The organism is Roseovarius marisflavi, assembly GCF_900142625.1.
Lineage (GTDB): Bacteria > Pseudomonadota > Alphaproteobacteria > Rhodobacterales > Rhodobacteraceae > Roseovarius > Roseovarius marisflavi.
Genome location: NZ_FRBN01000014.1, coordinates 25580 through 46041, shown reverse-complemented (window position 1 = coordinate 46041; position 20462 = coordinate 25580). Strand labels below are relative to the sequence as shown.

The window sequence follows — 20462 nt, the reverse complement described above, 5'->3', positions numbered from 1 at the left end:
CAGAGGTTCTTTTTGGGCGTTTTGCCAGCCTAGACTGAACCGAGCCAAGGCGACTTCAGCTTCAGATTGTCAACAGCCTGCGATAGAGCGTATCAAGAAAGGCATCCGCACCTTCGTGCACCGGCTGGTCCTGCATAAGCACCTGCACCTGCGCATCGAAATCGGCATAATGCTGCGTTGTAGCCCAGATCGAGAATATCAGGTGCCGCGCATCCATTTGCGCCAGCTTACCCGCCGCCATCCAGCCTTCGAACAGGGCGGCGGTTTCATCCACCAGCGGCTTCAGTCCCGCCTTTAGATGCGACCCGATGCGCGGCGCGCCCTGAATGATCTCGTTGGCAAACAGGCGGCTTTCGCGGGGGAACTCTCGGCTCATTTCAAGCTTTCGATGCACATAGCGCAGGATTTCCTCCAGCGGGTCGCCCGCAGGGTCAATCTCGCGCATCGGTGCCAGCCAGGTATCCATCAGCCCGTTCAAAAGCGTGATATGGATCTCTTCCTTGCCAGTGAAATAATACAGGATGTTGGGCTTGCTCAGCCCCGCCTCGGCCGCAATCAGATCAAGCGTCGCGCCGCGATATCCATGGGCCGAAAACACCTCCAGCGCGGCATCGAGAATAAGCTTGCGATTGCGCTTTTGGATGCGGCTTGGTTTTCGGATCGGGCTGGGATTGTTCATCGGTTACTCCGGCAGGGTCCTGCTTAACATGGGCCATTTCAACCGTCGGGGGAAGGCCGCGCGCCGATCCCCTTTAGGATAATGCTCTTGACCGACTCCTTGGCCGCCACCCATTGCGCGTCGGACATGGGGCGGCCCCCGTTCAAAGTCTCTATCTGATGACCGAAATCGGCATAATGCTGGGTCGTGGCCCAAAGCATGTACAAAAGGTGGCGCGGATCGACCGGATCCATCTTACCCTCGGCGATCCAGCGACGGATGACATCCATGCGCCCCTCGGTCCACTCCATCAGAGTGGTTTCAAGATAGTCCTGAATGACCGGCGCGCGGTGCATCACCTCGGACGCCCAAACCTTTGAGCCCGCCGGGTGGCGGCGGCTGATTTCCATCTTGGCGTCAATATATGCCCCTAAACCCTCAACCGGACCGGGGGCGGCGTCAAAGATATCCGCCGCCTTGAGCCAATCGAGAAAAATCGCCTGCACCACCTGACGGTAGAGCGATTCCTTGGTGGGAAAGTAATAATGCAGGTTGGCCTTGGGCAGCCCCGCCATATCGGCGATCAATTGCATCGTCGCCCCGCCAAACCCGGCCTCGGCAAAGACTTTTTCGGCCGCTTCGAGAATAAGCTTTTCGTTCTCGCGGCGGATATCCTTGCGGCTGAGCGGGCGGTAAGAAGCGGTCATCGCACATCGCTTTCAGAAATTTCTTGACCAGTTGGTCAACCTATGATGCTCTTTTCTTGACCATACGGTCAGGAAAAGCCCGATTGCAAGAGGCCGCCCATTGGCCCGCATGACCCGACACCCAGGAGATTTCAAATGGCAGCCCCCGGCGAGAACCTCAAGATCAACCCAGACCGCCTTTGGGACAGCCTTATGGAGATGGCCAGGATCGGCCCCGGTGTGGCAGGCGGCAACAACCGCCAGACGCTGACCGATGAAGACGGCGAAGGGCGCAAGCTACTCCAGTCCTGGTGCGAGGATGCGGGCCTTGCCATGGGGCTGGACAGCATGGGCAATATGTTTGCCCGCCGAGAGGGAACCGACCAGGACGCACTCCCCGTCTATGTCGGTTCCCACCTCGACACCCAACCCACAGGCGGCAAATATGACGGCGTTCTGGGGGTGCTTGGCGGCCTTGAAATTATCCGCACGATGAATGACCTCGGGATCAGGACAAAACACCCCATCGTCGTGACCAACTGGACCAACGAAGAAGGCACGCGCTTTGCCCCGGCGATGCTGTCGTCCGGTGTTTTTGCCGGGGTCCACACCCAGGAGTGGGCCGAGGGCCGCACCGATGCCGATGGCAAACGCTTTGGCGACGAGCTTGACCGGATCGGCTGGCGCGGAGACGAATCCGTCGGCGCGCGCAAGATGCATGCGTTCTTTGAACTGCATATCGAGCAGGGCCCGATTCTTGAGGCCGAAGGCAAGGATATCGGCGTGGTCACCCATGGTCAGGGGCTAAGCTGGACCCAGGTCACGATCGAGGGCAATGCCAGCCATACCGGATCAACCCCGATGCCGATGCGCAAGAACGCAGGGCTGGGCATGGCGCGGGTTCTGGAACTTGTCGAACAGATCGCCCTAAGCCATGCCCCCGATGCGGTGGGCGCGGCGGGGCATATCGACATCTTTCCCAATTCGCGCAACGTGATCCCCGGCAAGGCGGTGTTTACGGTCGATTTCCGCTCGCCCGACAAGGCGGTGATCGAGGAGATGGAGAAAATGCTGCGCATGGGGGCGTCGGATATCTGCGGCCAAATGGGCCTTAGCATCGCCTTTGAAAAGGTCGGCGGGTTCGATCCGGTGACCTTTGACGAGGGGTGCGTTGCGGCCGTGCGCAACGCCGCCGAGCGTCTTGGTTATTCGCACCGCGACTTGATTTCGGGCGCGGGGCACGACGCCTGCTGGATCAACCGGGTGGCGCCGACGGCTATGGTGATGTGTCCCTGTGTCGATGGATTGTCGCACAACGAGGCCGAAGAGATTTCGCGGGAATGGGCGGCTGCCGGGACGGATGTTTTGATGCATGCGGTGGTCGAGACGGCGGAGATCGTGGAGTGAACGGCGAGCGCATCCGATCTGCCCGCAAGCGTGCAGGTCTAACACTTACGCAAATGGCTGAGCGCACTGGACTTTCTGGGGCATATCTTTCGGAAATCGAAACAGGAAAGAAGCCAGGCAGTGTAAGCGCCCTTAATAAAATCGCTGACGCATCAGGAATTAAACTCAACGAAATTTTTGCTGGCACGAACTTCCCCAATGATGAAGTTGAACTTTTGGAAGCATACTCATCATTGGATGGACAAGATAAGGCGTCTGTATTGCGACACTCTCACGCTCTTGCTGGCATATCTCAACTCAGGAGGATCATAAAATGACCACCAAAGTCATCAAGAACGGCACCGTCTGTACGGCGGATCGCACGTGGAAGGCCGATGTTCTGATCGAAGGCGAAACGATCAAGCAGATCGGCGAGGATCTCAAGGGCGACGAGTATATCGACGCCGAGGGAGCCTATGTCATCCCCGGCGGGATTGATCCGCATACGCATCTGGAAATGCCCTTTATGGGCACCACCGCCGCCGAAACATTTGAGACCGGCACCTGGGCCGCGGCTTGCGGGGGCACCACGATGCTGGTAGATTTCTGCCTGCCCGGTGCCGATGGCAGCATCAAGAACGCGATCAACGAATGGCACAGGAAATCCGCGCCGCAGATATGCAGCGATATCGGCTATCACATGGCGATCACCGGCTGGAATGAGAACGTGTTTTCCGAGATGGAAGATGCGGTCAAGATGGGCGTGAATTCGTTCAAGCATTTCATGGCCTATAAGGGCGCCTTGATGATCGAGGATGACGAGATGTTCGCCAGCTTCAAGCGCTGTGCCGAACTTGGCGCGTTGCCGATGGTACATGCCGAAAACGGTGATCTGGTCGCTGAGATGCAGCAGAAATACTTTGACCAGGGCATCACCGGGCCAGAAGGCCACGCATATTCTCGCCCGCCGGAATTTGAGGGCGAGGCCGCCAATCGCGCGATCTGCATCGCCGATGCCGCGGGCGTGCCTTTGTACATCGTGCATGTCAGTTGCGAGCAGGCGCATGAGGCGATCCGGCGCGCGCGACAAAAGGGGATGCGGGTCTACGGCGAGCCGCTGATCCAGTTCCTGACGCTGGACGAATCCGAATATTTCAACAAGGATTGGGATCACGCCGCACGCCGCGTGATGTCGCCTCCGTTCCGTTCCAAGGACCATCAGGATAGCCTTTGGGCCGGGCTTCAATCGGGGTCTTTGCAGGTCGTCGCAACCGATCACGCCGCCTTTTCCACCGCGCAGAAACGCGCCGGGCGCGATGATTTCCGGATCATTCCCAATGGGTCAAACGGTGTCGAGGAACGGCTTGCCATGCTCTGGACCCAAGGCGTTGAAACCGGCCGCCTGACGCCGAATGAATTTGTCGCGGCGACCAGCACGAATGTGGCCAAGATATTGAATATATACCCGAAAAAGGGTGCGATCGTCGAAGGGGCCGATGCCGATATCGTGGTCTGGGACCCGAAAATTACCAAAACGATTAGCGCCTCGAACCACCACTCCATCCTCGATTACAACGTGTTCGAGGGCTTCGAGGTCAGGGCGCAAAGCCGGTATACGCTAAGCCGCGGCGAGGTGATCTGGGCCTGGGGTCAAAACTCGCAACCGCAACCCGGTCGCGGACGGTTCGTGCCCCGCCCGGCGTTCCCGTCGGCGCATCAGGCGCTCAGCAAATGGAAGGCCCTGACCGCGCCCAAAATGATCCAGCGCGATCCGCTGAATATTCCGGCAGGTATCTGAGAAACAGCGACCTCAGCCTGACTGGCAGGGGTCGCGCCTTGACAAAGACAGGCCAGCACGGCGCAATAGAGTCGGGCAAGCGGGGGATGAAGTTTGACCAACAAGACGGTGATCAGCGCAACGGACCTGTCGCTGACGTTTCAAACCAATGACGGGCCGGTGCATGCGCTGAAAGACGTCAACTTGAACGTCGAAAAAGGCGATTTCGTTAGCTTTATCGGCCCCTCGGGCTGTGGCAAGACGACGTTTCTGCGGGTTATGGCCGATCTCGAACATCCAACCGCAGGTCAGATCACCGTGAATGGCGTCAGCCCCGAAGACGCCCGCAAGGCGCGCGCCTACGGCTATGTGTTTCAGGCGGCGGGGCTTTATCCCTGGCGCACGATCGGCGGCAATATCCGCCTGCCGCTTGAGATCATGGGCTATGCCAAATCCGATCAGGTTGCCCGCGTGAAGGCCGTGCTGGAACTGGTCGAACTTTCCGGGTTCGAGCAGAAATTCCCATGGCAGCTTTCGGGCGGCATGCAGCAACGCGCCAGCATCGCCCGCGCCCTGGCGTTTGACGCCGATCTTCTGTTGATGGACGAACCCTTTGGCGCACTTGATGAAATCGTTCGCGACCATTTGAACGAACAGCTTTTGCACCTCTGGAAGCGGACCAGCAAGACCATCTGCTTTGTCACCCACTCGATCCCCGAAGCGGTCTATCTGAGCACAAGGATTGTGGTCATGTCACCGCGCCCGGGCCGGATCACGGATGTCATCGAAAGCCCGCTGCCGCGCGATCGCCCGCTGGACATCCGCGACACGCCTGAATTCCTCGAGGTCGCCCATCGTGTGCGCGAAGGTCTGAGAGCGGGGCATGGCGATGCGGTATAATCCAACACAGTCGGCAAGCGCCCCCTCCCGTATGACGGGGAGAGGGACTTTCACCTTTCACGGCCATCGGCTCTCCAGCCTGTTCCGCACAAAGAGTGAAACACCAAATACTTTCATCTTTCTAAAAATACTCAAATTCCGCGCAAGCGGCACGGTGGGCCCCTTGAGTATTTTTGGAAAGATGAAAGCAGGGGCGACATGATGAGAAATCTTGCGCCCATTTTGACGGTGGTCGCCACGCTGTTCGTGCTCTGGTACGGGGCGGCGGTTGCGCTTAATGCACCTTGGGCGCGGGATCAGGCGGCGCGCGCGGGGCAAGAACTTGGGTTTGGCGCGCTGGTCGCCGAAACCTGGTCACAGGACAAGCCAAAGCTTCCCGCGCCGCATCAGGTGGCGGCTGAAATCTGGAAGACAACCGGCGCGATGGTGCTGGCGGGGCGCGGGTTTTCAAAGCGCTCATTGTTTTATCACAGCTGGGTCACCTTTAGCGCAACGGCGCTTGGCTTCGTGTTGGGCACAGCACTTGGCGTCGCGCTTGCAATCGGGATTGTCTATAATCGCACCATGGACATGAGCGTGATGCCCTGGGTCATTGCCAGCCAGACCATTCCCATTCTGGCGATTGCGCCGATGATCATCGTGGTGCTGAATGCGGTCGGCATTTCGGGGCTTTTGCCCAAGGCAATGATCTCGATGTATCTGTCGTTCTTTCCGGTGGTTGTTGGCATGGTCAAGGGGCTGCGCAGTCCGGGCGCCATGCAGCTTGATCAGATGCGCACCTGGAATGCGAGTGCGGCCCAGACATTCTGGCGGCTGCGCCTGCCCTCGTCGATGCCCTATCTCTTTACCTCGCTCAAGATCGGCATGGCCGCGAGCCTTGTGGGCGCCATTGTCGGCGAATTGCCCACCGGCGCCGTGGCCGGGCTTGGCGCGCGCCTTCTGGCAGGGAGCTATTATGGCCAGACCATCCAGATATGGAGTGCGTTGATCATGGCCGCCACGCTGGCCGCAGGTCTGGTGGGGATCATCGGCCTTATTCAGCGTATCACCCTCAAGCGTATGGGGATGTCATGATGGGCTGGCTTGCGTTCGGAGCCGTTGTCTGGGCGGCGGGCTGGTGGATCAATTCCCGCCTGTCGCATCGCCCGAAAACACGCCTCACCTCCTTGCTGGTGCCGGTGATCTTTGGCCTGACGCTGATCACGATCTGGGAAAGCCTTGTGCGCGGGCTTGATATCTCGCCGATCCTTCTTCCGCCGCCCACAGCGATTGCGGCGACCTTTGCCAAATCCACCGATATTCTGTGGCAGGATTTCGTGCAGACCGCCCTTAAGGGCGCGCTATCGGGATATATCATCGGCTGTGGCGCGGCGTTCCTGATCGCGGTTGCGATTGACCGCTTTCCGTTCCTGCAACGCGGGTTGTTGCCGGTTGGCAATTTCGTCGCCGCCTTGCCGATCATCGGCATGGCGCCGATCCTGGTAATGTGGTTCGGCTTTGACTGGCAATCCAAGGCCGCCGTCGTGGTGGTCATGGTGTTTTTTCCGATGCTGGTGAACACCGTACAGGGCCTTCAGGACACCGACGCCATGCAGCGCGACCTGATGCGCACCTATGCGGCGGGCTATTGGAAAACCCTGTTCAAGCTGCGCCTGCCGGCGGCAATGCCGTTCATCTTTAACGGCCTCAAGATCGCAACCACGCTGGCCTTGATCGGTGCGATCGTGGCAGAGTTCTTTGGCTCGCCCATCAAAGGCATGGGCTTTCGCATCTCCACCTCGGTGGGCCAGCTTGCGCTTGATCTGGTGTGGGCGGAAATCGTCGTCGCGGCGATTGTCGGCTCGGGGTTTTACGGCGCCATGGCGCTTATCGAAAAGGCGGTGACCTTTTGGCACCCGTCACAAAGAGGCCGGACATAAGGCCGACACTTGAAAAAGGGAGACGACCTATGAAGACGTTTTTGACAGGCCTTGGCCTTGCGGCACTGACCAGCATTGCGGGCATTGCGCAGGCGGCGGATGACCTGACGCTACAGCTCAAGTGGGTCACGCAGGCCCAGTTCGCGGGCTATTACGTGGCGCAGGACAAGGGCTTTTACGATGACGAAGACCTGAATGTCACGATCAAGCCGGGCGGCCCGGATATCGCGCCGACACAGGTGATTGCCGGCGGCGGTGCCGATGTGACGGTGGAATGGATGCCCGCTGCCCTGTCGGCGCGTGAAAAGGGCCTGCCGCTGGTCAATATCGCCCAGCCCTTCAAATCCTCGGGCATGATGCTGACCTGTCTCAAGGAAACCGGCGTGACCGGGCCGACGGATTTTCCGGGGCGCACCCTTGGGGTCTGGTTCTTTGGCAATGAATTCCCGTTCCTGTCCTGGATGAGCCAGCTTGGCATTCCGACCACGGGCGGCGCGGATGGCGTGACCGTTCTCAAGCAAGGATTCAACGTTGATCCGTTGCTCCAAAAGCAGGCCGATTGCATTTCGACCATGACCTATAATGAATACTGGCAGGTGATTGATGCCGGCATCAGCGCCGATCAGCTTATCACCTTCAAATACGAGGATCAGGGCGTGGCCACATTGGAAGACGGGCTCTACGTGCATGAAGACAAGCTCAGCGACCCTGCGGAGGTCGACAAGCTTACGCGCTTTGTGCGGGCCTCGATGAAGGGCTGGAAATGGGCCGAGGAAAACCCCGAAGAGGCGGCGATGATCGTCCTTGATAACGATGCCACCGGCGCACAGACCGAGAGCCATCAGATTCGCATGATGGGCGAGGTGGCCAAGCTGACCTCGGGCAGCAACGGCGCGCTTGATCCGGCGGATTTCGAGCGCACGGTGCAATCGCTTTTGTCCGGCGGCTCTGATCCAGTGATCAGCACACACCCCGGCGACAAGGCCTGGACGCATGTCATTTCCGACGCCGCGCTGAAATAAGACAGGCGAAAAACCAGAGGAATTGGCCCGGGTTTTGCGATCCGGGCCTTTTCCGATCTTCCCGAGCGCAATGACATGCGCTGCGATCATCTTGGGGATCAGTTCGCGTTAACCACAACATCTTGCAGAAGACCCCCGCAAAGTTTCGAAAAACCTATTATAAATGAAGACTTTAAAAGAAAAGAGAGCTGTGCTACCCTCAACACATAAATAAATGCCAGTCGAATAATCGGCGGCGCGAGGCAGAAAAAGAGCAGTTCTATGAAAGCACGGGGCAAACAGCCGGTCCGTTGGGGTCTGTTGGTGTTGGCAACCATTTGGATGCTGGTCGTCGTACCGCTAAGCGCCGTTGCGGCGCCCTATGCGGCAATGGTGATGGATGCGCGCAGCGGCAAGGTGCTTCATTCACGCAATGCCGATGCCCGGCTTCACCCCGCCTCGCTCACCAAGATGATGACGCTTTACGTGGTGTTTGAGGCTGTTCAAAACGGCGAAATCAGCCTTGACGACAAGGTCCGCATTTCTGCCCATGCCGCAAGCGAGCCGCCCAGCAAACTTGGCCTGCGCGCCGGTCAGACCATCGCGCTTCGCTACCTTGTGCGTGCGGCGGCGGTCAAATCGGCCAATGATGCCGCCACCGCCCTTGGCGAGGCGATCGAGGGATCAGAGGCGCAGTTTGCGCGCCGGATGAACCGGACCGCCAAGGCGCTTGGTATGACCCGAACCACCTTCAAGAATGCTCATGGCCTTACCGAAAGCGGGCATTTGTCGACCGCCCATGACATGACCCTTCTGGGGCGCAGCCTGTTTTACGACTATCCGCAATATTACAATCTGTTCTCGCGTATCACCGCCGATGCCGGCGTGCGTTCGGTCCGCCATACCAACCGCCGCATGCTTGAAAACTATCGCGGCGCCGATGGCATCAAAACCGGCTATACCCGCGCGGCGGGCTTTAACCTTGTGGCCAGTGCCGAGCGCGGTGGCGAACGGATCATTGCAACCGTCTTTGGCGGTCAATCCACTGCCTCGCGCAATGCCAAGGTTGCCGAACTTCTGGATCTCGGCTTTCGCAAAGCGCCAAGCCGGGTGGCCGTAAACCGCCCCGCGCGCCCGCCCTATATGGGCAAGATCGGAACCGGCCCGGTGATGATCGCCGAAGGCCAGGACCGTCCGGCGCTGGCCGCCAAGACCATACGCCTTGCCGGTGCCGCCGCCGTGCGCAAGAGCCTGCGCCCAAGGGCCCGCCGGGCCCCCGAGGCGCCGGTACTCTTGGCCGTCAAGGAAGATATCGAACGCGCACTCCTGGTCGCGCAGCAGGTTGCCGAGGCCGAGGTGATCCCCGCAGGAAGCATTGCCGCCGCCCCCACGGTCACCCCGAATATTCGCCCCGAACCGCGCCCCAAGAATATCGTCCTGGCAAGCGCACCCTCTGGCGATCCGATCCAAGAGGTGGTGATGCGCGTTTCCACATCTGGCGGGCGTCATTGGGGGATCAACGTGGGCCGCTATCCAAGCCAGTACAAGGCGCGTCAGGTTCTGTTGCAGACGGCCCTTAATGAAATGAGCACGCTTGACGGATCTCTGCGCAAGGTCGTCAAACGCCCCACCGGGTTTGATGCGAATTTCATGGGGCTGACCCGCGAAAGCGCCGATCTGGCCTGTCGCCGGTTGCAGGCGAAAAAGATCACCTGCTTCATGATCGGGCCAAGCTGAGGCGAGGATTGGATTGGGGGGCGCTGCCCCCGTCGCCAATGGCGACTCCCCCGGGATATTTATGGCAAGAAGAAACGGGGGCTGAGCTTTTATGCCAGTCCGGTGGCGCCGCGCACTTTAAAAAACGTGACAAGCCGACGTTTTCACGGCTTGGGGTGATCATCCCATTCATCCGAAAGGATACGGCGGCTGTCGCCTTCGGGGTCGTCGTACTGGTTCGATTTCACCGTATAGATGAACGCGATAAGCCCCACCGCGCCCAGCACCAGAGAAATCGGAATGAGATAGGTCAGGATGTTCATCGGCCTTACCTCAGCCTCAGGGCGTTGAGCGAAACCGTGATCGAGCTGAGCGACATGGCAAGCGCGGCGATCAGCGGCGTGGCAAGGCCAGCCACGGCCAGGGGCACCGCGATCACGTTGTAAATCGTGGCGATCCGAAAGTTTTCGCGGATACGTCGCGTGGCCGATTGTGCCGTCTCGCAAGCCGCCGCAATCGGCGTAAGGTCATTGCCCAAAAGCACGATGTCACTGGCCACCCGCGCCGCATCAAGCGCGGTGGCAGGCGAGATAGACACATGCGCCGCCGCCAGAGCCGCCGTATCGTTAAGCCCGTCCCCGACCATCAGCACATGCGCGCCCTCACCGCTCAGAGCCTGGATGCGGGCGCATTTATCGGCCGGCAGGGCCTCGGCCATCCATTGCGGAATGCCAAGACGCGTGGCCAGGGCCTCGACCGCCGGGGTGGTATCGCCCGACATCAGGATCACGGTCTTGCCGCTCGATTTGAGCGCCTCGACCGCCTCGGCGGCACCGGGGCGCAGGTTGTCAGCAAAAACAAGGGCCACCGGCGCCTGATCCCCGATTTTGAGGAAACTCGCGGTTTCGGCCAGAGGCGTTGCCCCGGTCCAGCTTGCGCGACCAAGGCGCACTTCTTGCCCGTTCAGGCGCGCGCGGGTGCCATATCCCGGGACCTCGGTCACCTCCACCAGGTCAGAGGCGGCGAACCCGGCGTCACGCGCCGCATTGGTGATTGCCCGCGCCAGCGGGTGCGACGAGCCCTGCGCAAGCGCAAGCGCGCATTCCACCGCCGCGCGCGGCAGCGCCGCCAGATTGGTCAGCTGCGGCGTGCCGGTTGTCAGCGTGCCGGTCTTGTCAAACACCACCGTGTCAACCTGCGCCAAACGCTCCAGCGCGGTTTCGTGCTTGATCAGCATGCCGCGCCTGAACAACCGCCCCGAGGCCGCCGTGGTCACCGCCGGCACCGCCAGCCCAAGCGCACAGGGGCAGGTGATGATCAGAACGGCGGCGGCAATGTTAAGCGCCGTGCGCATGTCCCACGTGTAGAGATACCAGCCCGCAAAGCTGAGCGCCGACAGGATATGCACCCCCGGTGCATAAAGCTTGGCCGCCTTGTCTGCCAAGGAGGTATAGCGCGAGCGCCCCGATTCAGCGATCGCCACAAGACCGGCCATCCGGTGAAGCGATGTATCCGCCCCCACCGCCGTCGCCCGAATGGTCAGCGGCCCGGTCAGGTTGACTTCGCCCGCAGACACCGCCTGCCCCTCGCCTGCGAAAACCGGAAGGGTTTCGCCGGTCAGCAAAGAGCGGTCAAGTTCCGAGGTGCCCTGCACGATCTCGCCATCAACCGGCATGCGCCCGCCGGGACGCACCAGAATAAGATCGCCAACCCGCAGCTCGGCAATGTTCACCTGTGCCTCGACCCCCTCGCGCAGACGCGTGGCACGCGGCACCTCAAGCGCCGTCAACTCTTCGGCGGCAGAGCGGGCAATCGCGCGGGTGCGATGATCAAGATAACGCCCCGCCAAAAGAAAGAAGGTCAGAGCAAGCGCCGCATCAAAATAGGCATGCTCGCCCGACAAAACCGTTTCCCAGAGCGATGTGAAAATCGCCAGCACGATGGCCAGCGTGATCGGCACATCCATATTGAGCCGCCCCTTGGACAGCGCGGCCCGGGCATTGCGGAAAAACGGTTGCCCGGAAAAGGCAATCGCCGGAAGGGTGATCGCCGCCGAAATCCAGTGGAACATGTCGCGCGTGGCGTCCGTCGCTCCGAACCAGACCGAGACCGAGAGCAGCATCACATTCATGCTGGCAAAGCCCGCCACCGCCAGCCGCATCAAAAGATCACGCCCGGCGCGGTCGGTCGACGTGGCCCCAAGCGATGCGCCATCAAGCTCGTGCGCCTCAAAGCCAAGTCCCTCGACCAAGCTGCGCATCTCTTCGGCGCTGACCTCTGGCGCCGCATCAATGCTGGCGCGCTTAAGCGTCAGGTTCACCCGCGCAGAGCGCACCCCGGGATGCGCGTTCAGTCCACGTTCGATCTTGGAAATGCAGGCCGAGCAATGGATAGTCGGCAAGGACAGGGCAATCTGCGACGGCTTGAGTGCCCGCTCGGCAAGATCTTCGGCCGCCGGGGCGGCGGCACAGGCCGGACAGGCCGAGATCGAGGGGCGCACGCCAGCCGTCATTGCGGGCTACTCCTTGTGCAAAATGACGCGCTGTTGAAAGAGCGTGCCATCCGCAGACGTGGCTTTCATCCGGATATTCCAGTTGCCATCGCCAAGGGCGACAGGCGCGACATAGGCCTGACCGTCAAAGCGGAAATCGGGGGTTTGATCGTCAAACACATGCGTCGCGCGGCCAACCGTGGCCTCAAGGCTCGCGACCTCGACCGGCTTGCCGACATCATCGGTGATATGCAGCAGCAGCGTGCCATCGGCATGATCCGCCTCGATATGCCAGCCAAGCCCCTCTTGAGCGGCCTTGCGAATGTTGAACTCCTGGCTTGCGACATAGGAGTTCTTGACCTCAAGCCCCGGAAAGGTGGTGACGGCCGAATAGGCCAGCACCAGATTGACCCCGATGATCACCCCGAATGCGGCGGCAAAACCAAAGAAGACGTGCCGCCCGGTTATCTTGCGTTCAGCCATCAGTTATCCCTTCCGTTAAACACGGTGTCCTTATAGGCGCGATCTCCGTTCAGAGTATCCTCGATCCACAGGCGCACCTCGCTGCGTTCGACCTTGGCGGCATTGGCGTCGGGCGCGGCCACAAGATAGACCCGTTGCAGGCGCATCGAATCCGCAGGCACCGTGACCGACGAATAGGGCGTGCCCTCAAGCGACAGGCGCATGGCCGGGTCGCCGCTGACCGTCAGGTTAAAGCGCCGGTCTTCACCGTGTTTGTTGCGCAGGCGCACCTCATAGGTGTTGCGGATCGAGCCGTCTGACAAAGTCACGTAGGTCGGGTTGCGCACCGGGGCCACCGTCATGTCGACATCCGCACGGATAAACAGCGCAAAGACCAGACCAAAGCCCACAAGCGCCCAAAGCGCCGTGTACATGATCGTGCGCGGGCGCAGGATATGCTTGAGGATCGGCTTGGGCGGCTTGCCGGCGCGTTCGTTCTCCTCATCGGTCAGCGCCATGTAATCAATCAAACCGCGCGGCTTGCCGATCTTGGCCATGATGTCGTCACAGGCATCAATGCAAAGCGCGCAGGTGATGCACTCTAGCTGTTGCCCGTCGCGGATATCAATGCCCACCGGGCAGACATTCACGCAGGCCATGCAATCAATACAATCGCCCTGCGGCGCGCCATCCTCGACCTCTTGCGAATGTTTGCGTGGCTCGCCGCGCCAGTCGCGATAGCCCACGACAAGGCTGTCCTCGTCAAGCATCGCGGCCTGAATACGCGGCCAGGGACAGGCATAAATGCAAATCTGTTCGCGGGCGAACCCGCCGAAGAAGAACGTCGTGCCGGTCAGAATGGCGATGGTCGTATAGGCAACAGGATGGGCGTTGAGCGTAACAAGATCGCGCAAAAGCGTCGGTGCATCGGTAAAATAAAACACCCAGGCCCCGCCTGTGGCGAGACCGATCAAAAGCCAGCTTGTCCATTTGGTCAGCCTGAGGCGAACCTTGCGGAAATCCCATTTCTTTTGGCGATGCAGGCGCAGGCGCGCGTTGCGATCTCCCTCGATCCAGCGTTCGACCAGAATGAAAAGATCGGTCCAGACGGTTTGCGGACAGGCGTAGCCACACCACACCCGACCAAGTGCAGATGTAAACAGGAACAGGCCCAAGCCCGCCATCACCAGAAGGCCCGCAATAAAGTAAAACTCGTGCGGCCAGATTTCGATCCAGAAGAAAAAGAACCGCCGACTTGCAAGATCAATCAGCACCGCCTGATCCGGCAGGCTTGGCCCGCGATCCCAGCGAATCCAGGGCGTGACATAGTAAATGCCAAGCGTGACGATCATGATCGCCCACTTCAGATTGCGGAACTTGCCATAAACCTTGCGCGGGAAAATGGGCTCGTGGGCCGCATAGAGGGGCTGGGGGGCATCGGGCTGGGAATCGGCCACGGACTCACTCCGTTATAAGGGTTTCGCCCGTCTTTTCGCAGGACAGACTCGTGGTAACATTGACCTGTGTCAAATTCTGAATCTAGAACTGACCTATTAACAACTCTGCATCAGTTTCGCCTGTTTTTTCAACCATGTTGCAAAGGCTTTGGCCGAGGCGCGCATGACCCCAGGTCGGGTCACGATATAATATCCGGCATCGTCCGGCTCCTCGAACAAAAGCACCAAGCGCCCTGCGGCGATATCCTGTTTCACCCATTCGCGCACCGTCACGGCCACGCCCTGACCATTGCGCAACCCGTCCAGCAAAAGATTGCCCGGCACCTGAACAAGCCCCGCCGCGCGCGCCTCGCTTACCCCGCGCCGACGCAGCCAGTCGCTTGATTCATTGGTGCCGAATTCCTGAAGCCACGGCAGGTGCACAAGGTCGGCGGGACAGGTGATTTGCATCCCTTCGACAAGGCTTGGGGCGCCAACCGCCACCAGCGAGGAGCGAAACAGCAATTCGGCCTCAAGCCCCGGCCAATCACCGGTGCCATAACGCAGGGCGACATCAATGCCGCCCGGGTCAAGCGTGACCATGTTAGGCGTGGGGTCGATCATGATGTCGATCTGTGGGTGTGCCTGTCGAAACGCGCTCAGGCAGGGCATCAGCCATTGCGCGGCAAAGCCCGGCGTTGTCGAAACCTGCAAGGGGCGATCCGCATCCGCGCCGGTCAAGGCCTCGATGGCGCGCCCAATCGTGCCGAACCCAAGATGAAGCGCATCGGCCAACTGCTGCCCTTCGGTGGTCAGCACAAGCTGGCGCCCCGAGCGGTCGACAAGGGCGACGCCAAGGTGGGTTTCAAGCTGTTTGACCTGCTGGCTTATCGCCGCGTGGCTAACGTTGAGGCGCGCGCCCGCCGCCACCGTCGCACCGGTCTCGGCCAGGGCCGAAAAAGCGCGCAACGACGTCAGAGGCGGCAGGGAAAGCCAGTCATTCATGTTAGTCCACCTTACATATCCGAATTTTTCCAGACTCGCGTGAAATGGTCGATTTGTCCATATTAGACACATAGAAGCAAGATCAGGAAGGACAAGGAAATGTTCAATATCTTCGCAAATACTTTCAGGAATGCCACCCGCCTTGGCAATCACAGCGAGGCGCGCCACCACCATGCGGGGCGCGCACATTGGCCGCCCGCGGAACGCTTTGATGCCCGCTCGGGCGCAGAGATCGAGGCGCATCTTCATGCCCGCCGTCGTGACTGAGCGGCGCGCAGGGGCCAGCCACTGGCCATGGCGCGGTGGGCGGTGGACCGCTCATCCGCCCTTACAGGCGGCCTCGCGCAGAGCGCACAAAAAAGGCCCCGCATTGGGGCCCGAGGATTGACAGCACCTGATCTTTTGGCGGTTGAATGGCACCGGCCGTTCCAGGAAACGCGCGAACAGGACGGAAAGACCGATGCCCACCCCGGGCCACCTGCGCAAACAGGTCGCCCGGGGTATTCTTTTGCGGACTTACTCGCCGCCGCCCAACTGGTGGACGTAGACCGCAACCGCGCGCACTTCGGCCTCGGAGAGGCGCGTGTTCCACGGCGGCATCACGCCATAGCGGCTATTGGTGACGGTTTCCTTGATCGTTGCAAAGTCACCCCCATAGAGCCAGATAGCATCGGCGAGGTTCGGAGCGCCCTGAAAGATATCGCCCTGCGCCTGCTCGCCGTGACAAGCGGCACAATTGTCCATGAATACCGCCTCACCGTCGGCCACAAGACTTGCGTCCTGCGGCGTGCCGGACAGCGACATCACGTAGTTGGCGACCTGATCAATCTGCGGGGTTTCCAGAATCTCGCCAAAGGCGGGCATTTCCGAATACCGCGCATCATCGTCGACTTCGTTGCGGATACCATGGGCAATCGTGGTGTGGATATCGTCGATTTTTCCACCCCAAAGCCAGTCGTTGTCCAAGAGGTTGGGATAGCCTTTGGCCCCCGCCGCGCCGGACCCGTGGCACTGGGCGCACCATGTTTTGAAGACCGCCGCGCCCGCCGATGTGGCATAGGCCTGCAATTCGGGCGTATCGGCAACCGAGGCGAGTTCGACCGAGGCCAGCTTGGCGTTGATCTCGGCATTGGCAGCCTCGGCCTCGGCCAGTTCGACCGCTACATTGGCCCGCGTCGACCAGCCCTTGTAGCCGGCCGTGGCGCCTTCGATCATCGGCCAGGCCGGATAGGCGATCACATACCAAAGCCCCCAGACGATACAGGCATAGAACGTCCACAGCCACCAGCGCGGCAGCGGGTTGTTATATTCCTCGATACCATCCCATTGATGGCCAGTGGTTTCGACCTCGGGTTTCTTGTTGGGTTTTTTTGCCATGTCTCTCACGCCTCCTTGGCGCCAGCCTCGCGGCGCGCGGCCGCGGGTTTGTCATCATGCCGAAAGGGAATGCCAGCCGGATCGTCATAGGCCTTGGTCGAGCCCGGGCGAAACACCCAGACCACCACGCCAACAAAGAACGCGAACAACAGCAGTAACATCCAGCTATCGGCAAACTCACGCAGCAGGGAATAGGTTTCCATCGTTTACCCCTCCCCTAGCGGCTGGCGTCAGGCGTGAAGGTCGAAAAATCAACCAGCGTGCCCAGCATTTGCAGATAAGCGATCAGCGCGTCGGCCTCGGAAATCCCGGCCTGCCCGTCAAAGTTACGGACTTGCGCGTTGGGATAGCGTTCCAGCAACCCGTCGGTATCACCGAAGGGATCAACCTGAACCTTGAAATCGGCCTTGGCATTTTCGATCATCTCGTCGGAATACGGCACCCCGACAAGCGCATGCGTCGCCAAAAGCTCTTCGATATGCTCGGGCTCAATCATGCGGTTTTCAAGAAAGCCATACTTGGGCATCACCGATTCAGGCACAACCGATTGCGGGCTGCGCAGGTGATCGACATGCCATTCATCCGAATAGCGGCCGCCAACACGGGCCAGATCGGGCCCGGTGCGCTTGGAGCCCCACTGGAACGGGTGGTCGTATTTGGATTCCGCCGCGAGGCTATAGTGGCCATAGCGTTCGACCTCGTCGCGCATCGGACGGATCATCTGGCTATGGCAGACATAACAGCCCTCGCGCAGATAGATGTCGCGCCCGGTGAGTTCCAGCGGGGAATAGGGGCGCATGCCCTCGACATCCTCGATGGTGTTTTCGAGCCAGAACAGCGGGGCGATCTGAACGATCCCCCCGATGGTGACCACGAGGAAGGCAAAGACCGCCAAAAGCGTGACGTTCTTTTCCAGGACTGCGTGTTTATCAAGAATTCCCATCTCTCCGGCCCTCCTTATTCAGCCGGAACTGTGGAGTTCGTGGCCTCAACGGCCGGCGAACGTTTCACAGTCATCCAGAGGTTATAGCACATGATAATCGCACCCGAGAGGAACATGACCCCACCCAGACCGCGCACCACATACATCGGCAGCTTGGCCGCCACAGTGTCGGCAAACGAGTTCACGAGGAAACCGTTGGCATCGACTTCGCGCCACATCAGGCCTTCCATAATCCCGGTCACCCACATCGAGGCGGCGTAGAGAATGATGCCAATCGTGGCGAGCCAGAAGTGCCAGCTGACAAGGCTGAGCGAATAAAGCCGCTCACGGTTCCACAGCTTGGGCACAAGGAAGTAAAGCGCGCCAAAGGTGATCATCCCGTTCCAGCCAAGCGCACCGGAATGCACGTGCCCGATGGTCCAGTCGGTGTAATGCGACAAAGAATTGACCGCGCGGATCGACATCATCGGCCCTTCAAAGGTCGACATGCCGTAAAAGCCGATCGAGATCACCATCATCCGGATCACCGGATCGGTGCGCAGCTTGTCCCAGGCGCCCGAAAGTGTCATCAGACCGTTGATCATCCCGCCCCAGCTGGGCATCCAGAGAATGATCGAGAACACCATGCCAAGCGTCGCCGCCCAATCGGGCAAAGCCGTGTAGTGAAGGTGGTGCGGACCCGCCCAGATATAGATAAAGATCAGCGCCCAGAAGTGGATGATCGACAATTTATAGCTATAGACCGGGCGTTCGGCCTGTTTCGGCACGAAATAGTACATCATCCCGAGGAAGCCGGCGGTCAGGAAGAAGCCCACCGCGTTATGGCCGTACCACCACTGCACCATGGCATCCTGCACGCCGCTGAACACCTGCACCGATTTCGACCCGAAGATCGACACCGGAATGCTGAGGTTGTTCACCACATGAAGCATCGCCACCGTGATGATGAACGACAGATAGAACCAGTTGGCCACGTAGATATGCGGCTCTTTGCGCTTGACGATGGTGCCGAGGAAAACCGCCAGATAGGCCAGCCAGACAACTGTCAGCCACAGATCGACGTACCATTCCGGCTCGGCGTATTCCTTGGATTGGGTGGCGCCCAGAAGATATCCGGTCGCGGCCAGCACGATCACAAGCTGATAGCCCCAGAACACGAACCACGCCAGATTGCCGCCCCAGAGCCGCGCCGCGCTTGTGCGCTGGACGACATAAAACGAGGTGGCAATCAACGCGTTCCCGCCAAAGGCGAAAATCACCGCGCTGGTGTGCAGCGGGCGCAAGCGCCCGAAATTGGCAAATCCTTGGGCCCACTCAAAATTGAGCCCCGGAAAGGCCAGCTGAAAGGCAATAAATGTGCCCGCCAGAAAGCCGACAACCCCCCAGAGGGCGGTGGCAATTACCCCGGCGCGGATGACCCCGTCGAAGTATTCCCCCGACAGGTCAACGTCCCTGGTCGGTTCATCGGTATGGCGCAGCGTCCATAGAAATAGCCCCCCGGCCACAAGCGCGACTGTCAGCGCGTTGACCAGATAGGCCAGATCGCGCGCATAGTTGGCGGCGATCAGCGCAAAAAGCGTGATCAGGCCAAGCACGATCAGCTTGATATAGTTCGTCATAATGCGTCCCTTCGTCTTTATCCGCGCGTTTCGAACTGTTTCGCGCGGGCGCGTTTAGACTGATGCCGTAATGCGAGCATAGCAGCCGCGATACCTTGATCTGTGTCAAACCCATTCATTCCTTTGATTGATTAGCATCAAAGCGGAGCCCTTCGCACAGTGCATATGCTTAATTGATGTGCGACCCCGAGCAAAGGAATGCAAAAATGACCTACAACACCCTGTTTTCGGTTTTGACGGATGAGGCCCTGGTGGAAGAAACCATGGCCCATGCAATTGCCACGGCCGAAGTTCACGGCGCACACCTTGATGTGCTGTGTCTTGGCGTGGATCGCAGCCAGGCCGGCTATTACTATGCCGGCGCCAGCGCCATTGTGCTTCAGGAGACCATCGCCCGCGCCCAGGAAGATGCCGAGGCGATCGAGGCCAAGGTGCGCAACGTCCTGGGCACCACCGCCCTGCGCTGGAGTTGTGAAGGCGGCGTGGCGCAGCTTGCCGATCTGGGGCGGCACGTGGCGATGCGCGCGCGGTTCTCCGATCTCGTGGTTCTGCCCCAGCCTTATGGCGAAGGCCGCGGCGCGGAACTTGAGCCCGTGACCGAGGCCGCTCTGTTTGATGGCGCCACCCCGGTTCTTGTGGCTCCTGCGGGCAGCACGCCGGTGACACACCCCAAACGCATCCTTGTCGCCTGGAACGAAAGCAGCGAGGCCCTTGGCGCGGTCCGCGCAGCCCTGCCGCTGCTTGCCGGGGCGGATGTGGTGCATGTGGTGATCATCGACCCGCCAACCCATGGGCCGAACCGCTCTGATCCCGGTGGTCTGTTGTCGCAATATCTGGCCCGCCATGGTGTCACCGTCGAGGTTGATGTTCTGTCCAAAACCCTGCCGCGGGTCTCGGATGTGCTGTTGCGTCACGCGGGCGACATGAATGCCGATATGGTCGTGATGGGCGCCTATGGTCATTCGCGGTTCCGAGAGGCCATCTTTGGTGGCGCCACCCGCTATATGCTGGAACAAAGTAAAGTTCCGGTTCTCATGGCACATTAGGCCCGGTTCGGGTGGCGGTCTGGTGACCCGCCGCCGCCCG

At 60.1% G+C, this 20462-nt stretch carries 21 protein-coding genes; 10 read left to right on the top strand and 11 right to left on the bottom strand.

Annotated features, from left to right (window positions below):
• Nucleotides 1-61 precede the first annotated feature (61 nt).
• Both BUB78_RS12845 and BUB78_RS12840 read right to left on the bottom strand, forming a co-directional pair.
• A complete protein-coding gene (locus BUB78_RS12845) occupies nucleotides 62-679 on the bottom strand; it encodes a TetR family transcriptional regulator C-terminal domain-containing protein (RefSeq protein ID WP_073198510.1) in 618 nt (205 codons plus the stop codon).
• A gap of 38 nt (nucleotides 680-717) precedes the next feature.
• Nucleotides 718-1365: a TetR/AcrR family transcriptional regulator gene (locus tag BUB78_RS12840; RefSeq protein WP_073198508.1), complete on the bottom strand. Its 648-nt coding sequence runs from the start codon at nucleotides 1363-1365 to the stop codon at nucleotides 718-720.
• A 135-nt stretch (nucleotides 1366-1500) separates the two neighbouring features.
• On the opposite strand from BUB78_RS12840, the gene BUB78_RS12835 reads away from it, so the two are divergent.
• From BUB78_RS12835 to BUB78_RS12800, 8 genes are all read left to right on the top strand, one after another.
• Complete coding sequence (locus BUB78_RS12835) at nucleotides 1501-2751, top strand: Zn-dependent hydrolase (protein WP_073198506.1); 1251 nt, start codon at nucleotides 1501-1503, stop codon at nucleotides 2749-2751.
• The gene (locus BUB78_RS12830) at nucleotides 2685-3068 is read left to right on the top strand and encodes a helix-turn-helix domain-containing protein (RefSeq protein WP_084732865.1); all 384 of its coding nucleotides are present in this window, start codon (nucleotides 2685-2687) and stop codon (nucleotides 3066-3068) included. Before BUB78_RS12835 ends, BUB78_RS12830 begins: the two co-directional genes overlap by 67 nt.
• Complete coding sequence (gene hydA / locus BUB78_RS12825) at nucleotides 3065-4528, top strand: dihydropyrimidinase (RefSeq protein ID WP_073198502.1); 1464 nt, start codon at nucleotides 3065-3067, stop codon at nucleotides 4526-4528. Before BUB78_RS12830 ends, hydA begins: the two co-directional genes overlap by 4 nt.
• 93 nt (nucleotides 4529-4621) lie before the next feature.
• Nucleotides 4622-5407, top strand: coding sequence for an ABC transporter ATP-binding protein (locus BUB78_RS12820; RefSeq protein ID WP_073198500.1), 786 nt, complete (start codon nucleotides 4622-4624; stop codon nucleotides 5405-5407).
• Between the two features lie 198 nt (nucleotides 5408-5605).
• Nucleotides 5606-6481 carry an ABC transporter permease gene (locus tag BUB78_RS12815; RefSeq protein WP_073198497.1) on the top strand — a complete coding sequence of 292 codons (876 nt, stop codon included), beginning with the start codon at nucleotides 5606-5608 and terminating at the stop codon, nucleotides 6479-6481.
• Nucleotides 6481-7326, top strand: coding sequence for an ABC transporter permease (locus tag BUB78_RS12810; RefSeq protein WP_073198615.1), 846 nt, complete (start codon nucleotides 6481-6483; stop codon nucleotides 7324-7326). The genes BUB78_RS12815 and BUB78_RS12810 overlap by 1 nt, the downstream gene beginning before the upstream one ends.
• Before the next feature lie 29 nt (nucleotides 7327-7355).
• Complete coding sequence (locus BUB78_RS12805) at nucleotides 7356-8348, top strand: ABC transporter substrate-binding protein (protein ID WP_073198495.1); 993 nt, start codon at nucleotides 7356-7358, stop codon at nucleotides 8346-8348.
• 261 nt (nucleotides 8349-8609) lie between these two features.
• Nucleotides 8610-10064, top strand: coding sequence for a D-alanyl-D-alanine carboxypeptidase family protein (locus BUB78_RS12800; RefSeq protein ID WP_073198493.1), 1455 nt, complete (start codon nucleotides 8610-8612; stop codon nucleotides 10062-10064).
• Between the two features lie 143 nt (nucleotides 10065-10207).
• Here the strand turns inward: BUB78_RS12800 and ccoS are convergent, their stop codons facing one another.
• The 5 genes from ccoS to BUB78_RS12775 all read right to left on the bottom strand — a co-directional run bounded on the left by ccoS (nucleotide 10208) and on the right by BUB78_RS12775 (nucleotide 15437).
• Nucleotides 10208-10366 carry a cbb3-type cytochrome oxidase assembly protein CcoS gene (ccoS, locus tag BUB78_RS12795; RefSeq protein WP_073198491.1) on the bottom strand — a complete coding sequence of 53 codons (159 nt, stop codon included), beginning with the start codon at nucleotides 10364-10366 and terminating at the stop codon, nucleotides 10208-10210.
• Nucleotides 10367-10371: 5 nt separating this feature from the next.
• Nucleotides 10372-12555, bottom strand: a complete 2184-nt coding sequence (locus tag BUB78_RS12790; RefSeq protein ID WP_073198489.1) for a heavy metal translocating P-type ATPase — start codon at nucleotides 12553-12555, stop codon at nucleotides 10372-10374.
• Nucleotides 12556-12561: 6 nt separating this feature from the next.
• Nucleotides 12562-13017, bottom strand: coding sequence for a FixH family protein (locus BUB78_RS12785; RefSeq protein ID WP_170865074.1), 456 nt, complete (start codon nucleotides 13015-13017; stop codon nucleotides 12562-12564).
• Nucleotides 13017-14453, bottom strand: coding sequence for a cytochrome c oxidase accessory protein CcoG (gene ccoG, locus BUB78_RS12780; RefSeq protein ID WP_073198485.1), 1437 nt, complete (start codon nucleotides 14451-14453; stop codon nucleotides 13017-13019). The genes BUB78_RS12785 and ccoG overlap by 1 nt, the downstream gene beginning before the upstream one ends.
• Before the next feature lie 96 nt (nucleotides 14454-14549).
• The gene (locus tag BUB78_RS12775; protein WP_073198483.1) at nucleotides 14550-15437 is read right to left on the bottom strand and encodes a LysR family transcriptional regulator; all 888 of its coding nucleotides are present in this window, start codon (nucleotides 15435-15437) and stop codon (nucleotides 14550-14552) included.
• A 99-nt stretch (nucleotides 15438-15536) separates the two neighbouring features.
• On the opposite strand from BUB78_RS12775, the gene BUB78_RS20730 reads away from it, so the two are divergent.
• On the top strand, nucleotides 15537-15704 hold the full coding sequence (locus tag BUB78_RS20730; protein ID WP_170865073.1) for a hypothetical protein: 168 nt from the start codon (nucleotides 15537-15539) through the stop codon (nucleotides 15702-15704).
• A 249-nt stretch (nucleotides 15705-15953) separates the two neighbouring features.
• Here BUB78_RS20730 and ccoP read toward each other — a convergent pair whose 3' ends face one another.
• From ccoP to ccoN, 4 genes are read right to left on the bottom strand one after another with little or no spacing between them, the layout of a single operon-like run.
• Entirely contained in the window at nucleotides 15954-16814 is an 861-nt protein-coding gene (ccoP, locus tag BUB78_RS12770) for a cytochrome-c oxidase, cbb3-type subunit III (protein WP_073198482.1), read from the bottom strand.
• Nucleotides 16815-16819: 5 nt separating this feature from the next.
• A complete protein-coding gene (locus tag BUB78_RS12765) occupies nucleotides 16820-17017 on the bottom strand; it encodes a CcoQ/FixQ family Cbb3-type cytochrome c oxidase assembly chaperone (RefSeq protein WP_073198481.1) in 198 nt (65 codons plus the stop codon).
• Nucleotides 17018-17031: 14 nt separating this feature from the next.
• The gene (gene ccoO, locus BUB78_RS12760) at nucleotides 17032-17757 is read right to left on the bottom strand and encodes a cytochrome-c oxidase, cbb3-type subunit II (RefSeq protein ID WP_073198480.1); all 726 of its coding nucleotides are present in this window, start codon (nucleotides 17755-17757) and stop codon (nucleotides 17032-17034) included.
• Between the two features lie 14 nt (nucleotides 17758-17771).
• A complete protein-coding gene (gene ccoN, locus BUB78_RS12755) occupies nucleotides 17772-19376 on the bottom strand; it encodes a cytochrome-c oxidase, cbb3-type subunit I (RefSeq protein ID WP_073198479.1) in 1605 nt (534 codons plus the stop codon).
• A 206-nt stretch (nucleotides 19377-19582) separates the two neighbouring features.
• On the opposite strand from ccoN, the gene BUB78_RS12750 reads away from it, so the two are divergent.
• On the top strand, nucleotides 19583-20422 hold the full coding sequence (locus tag BUB78_RS12750) for a universal stress protein (protein ID WP_073198478.1): 840 nt from the start codon (nucleotides 19583-19585) through the stop codon (nucleotides 20420-20422).
• Nucleotides 20423-20462: the final 40 nt, after the last annotated feature.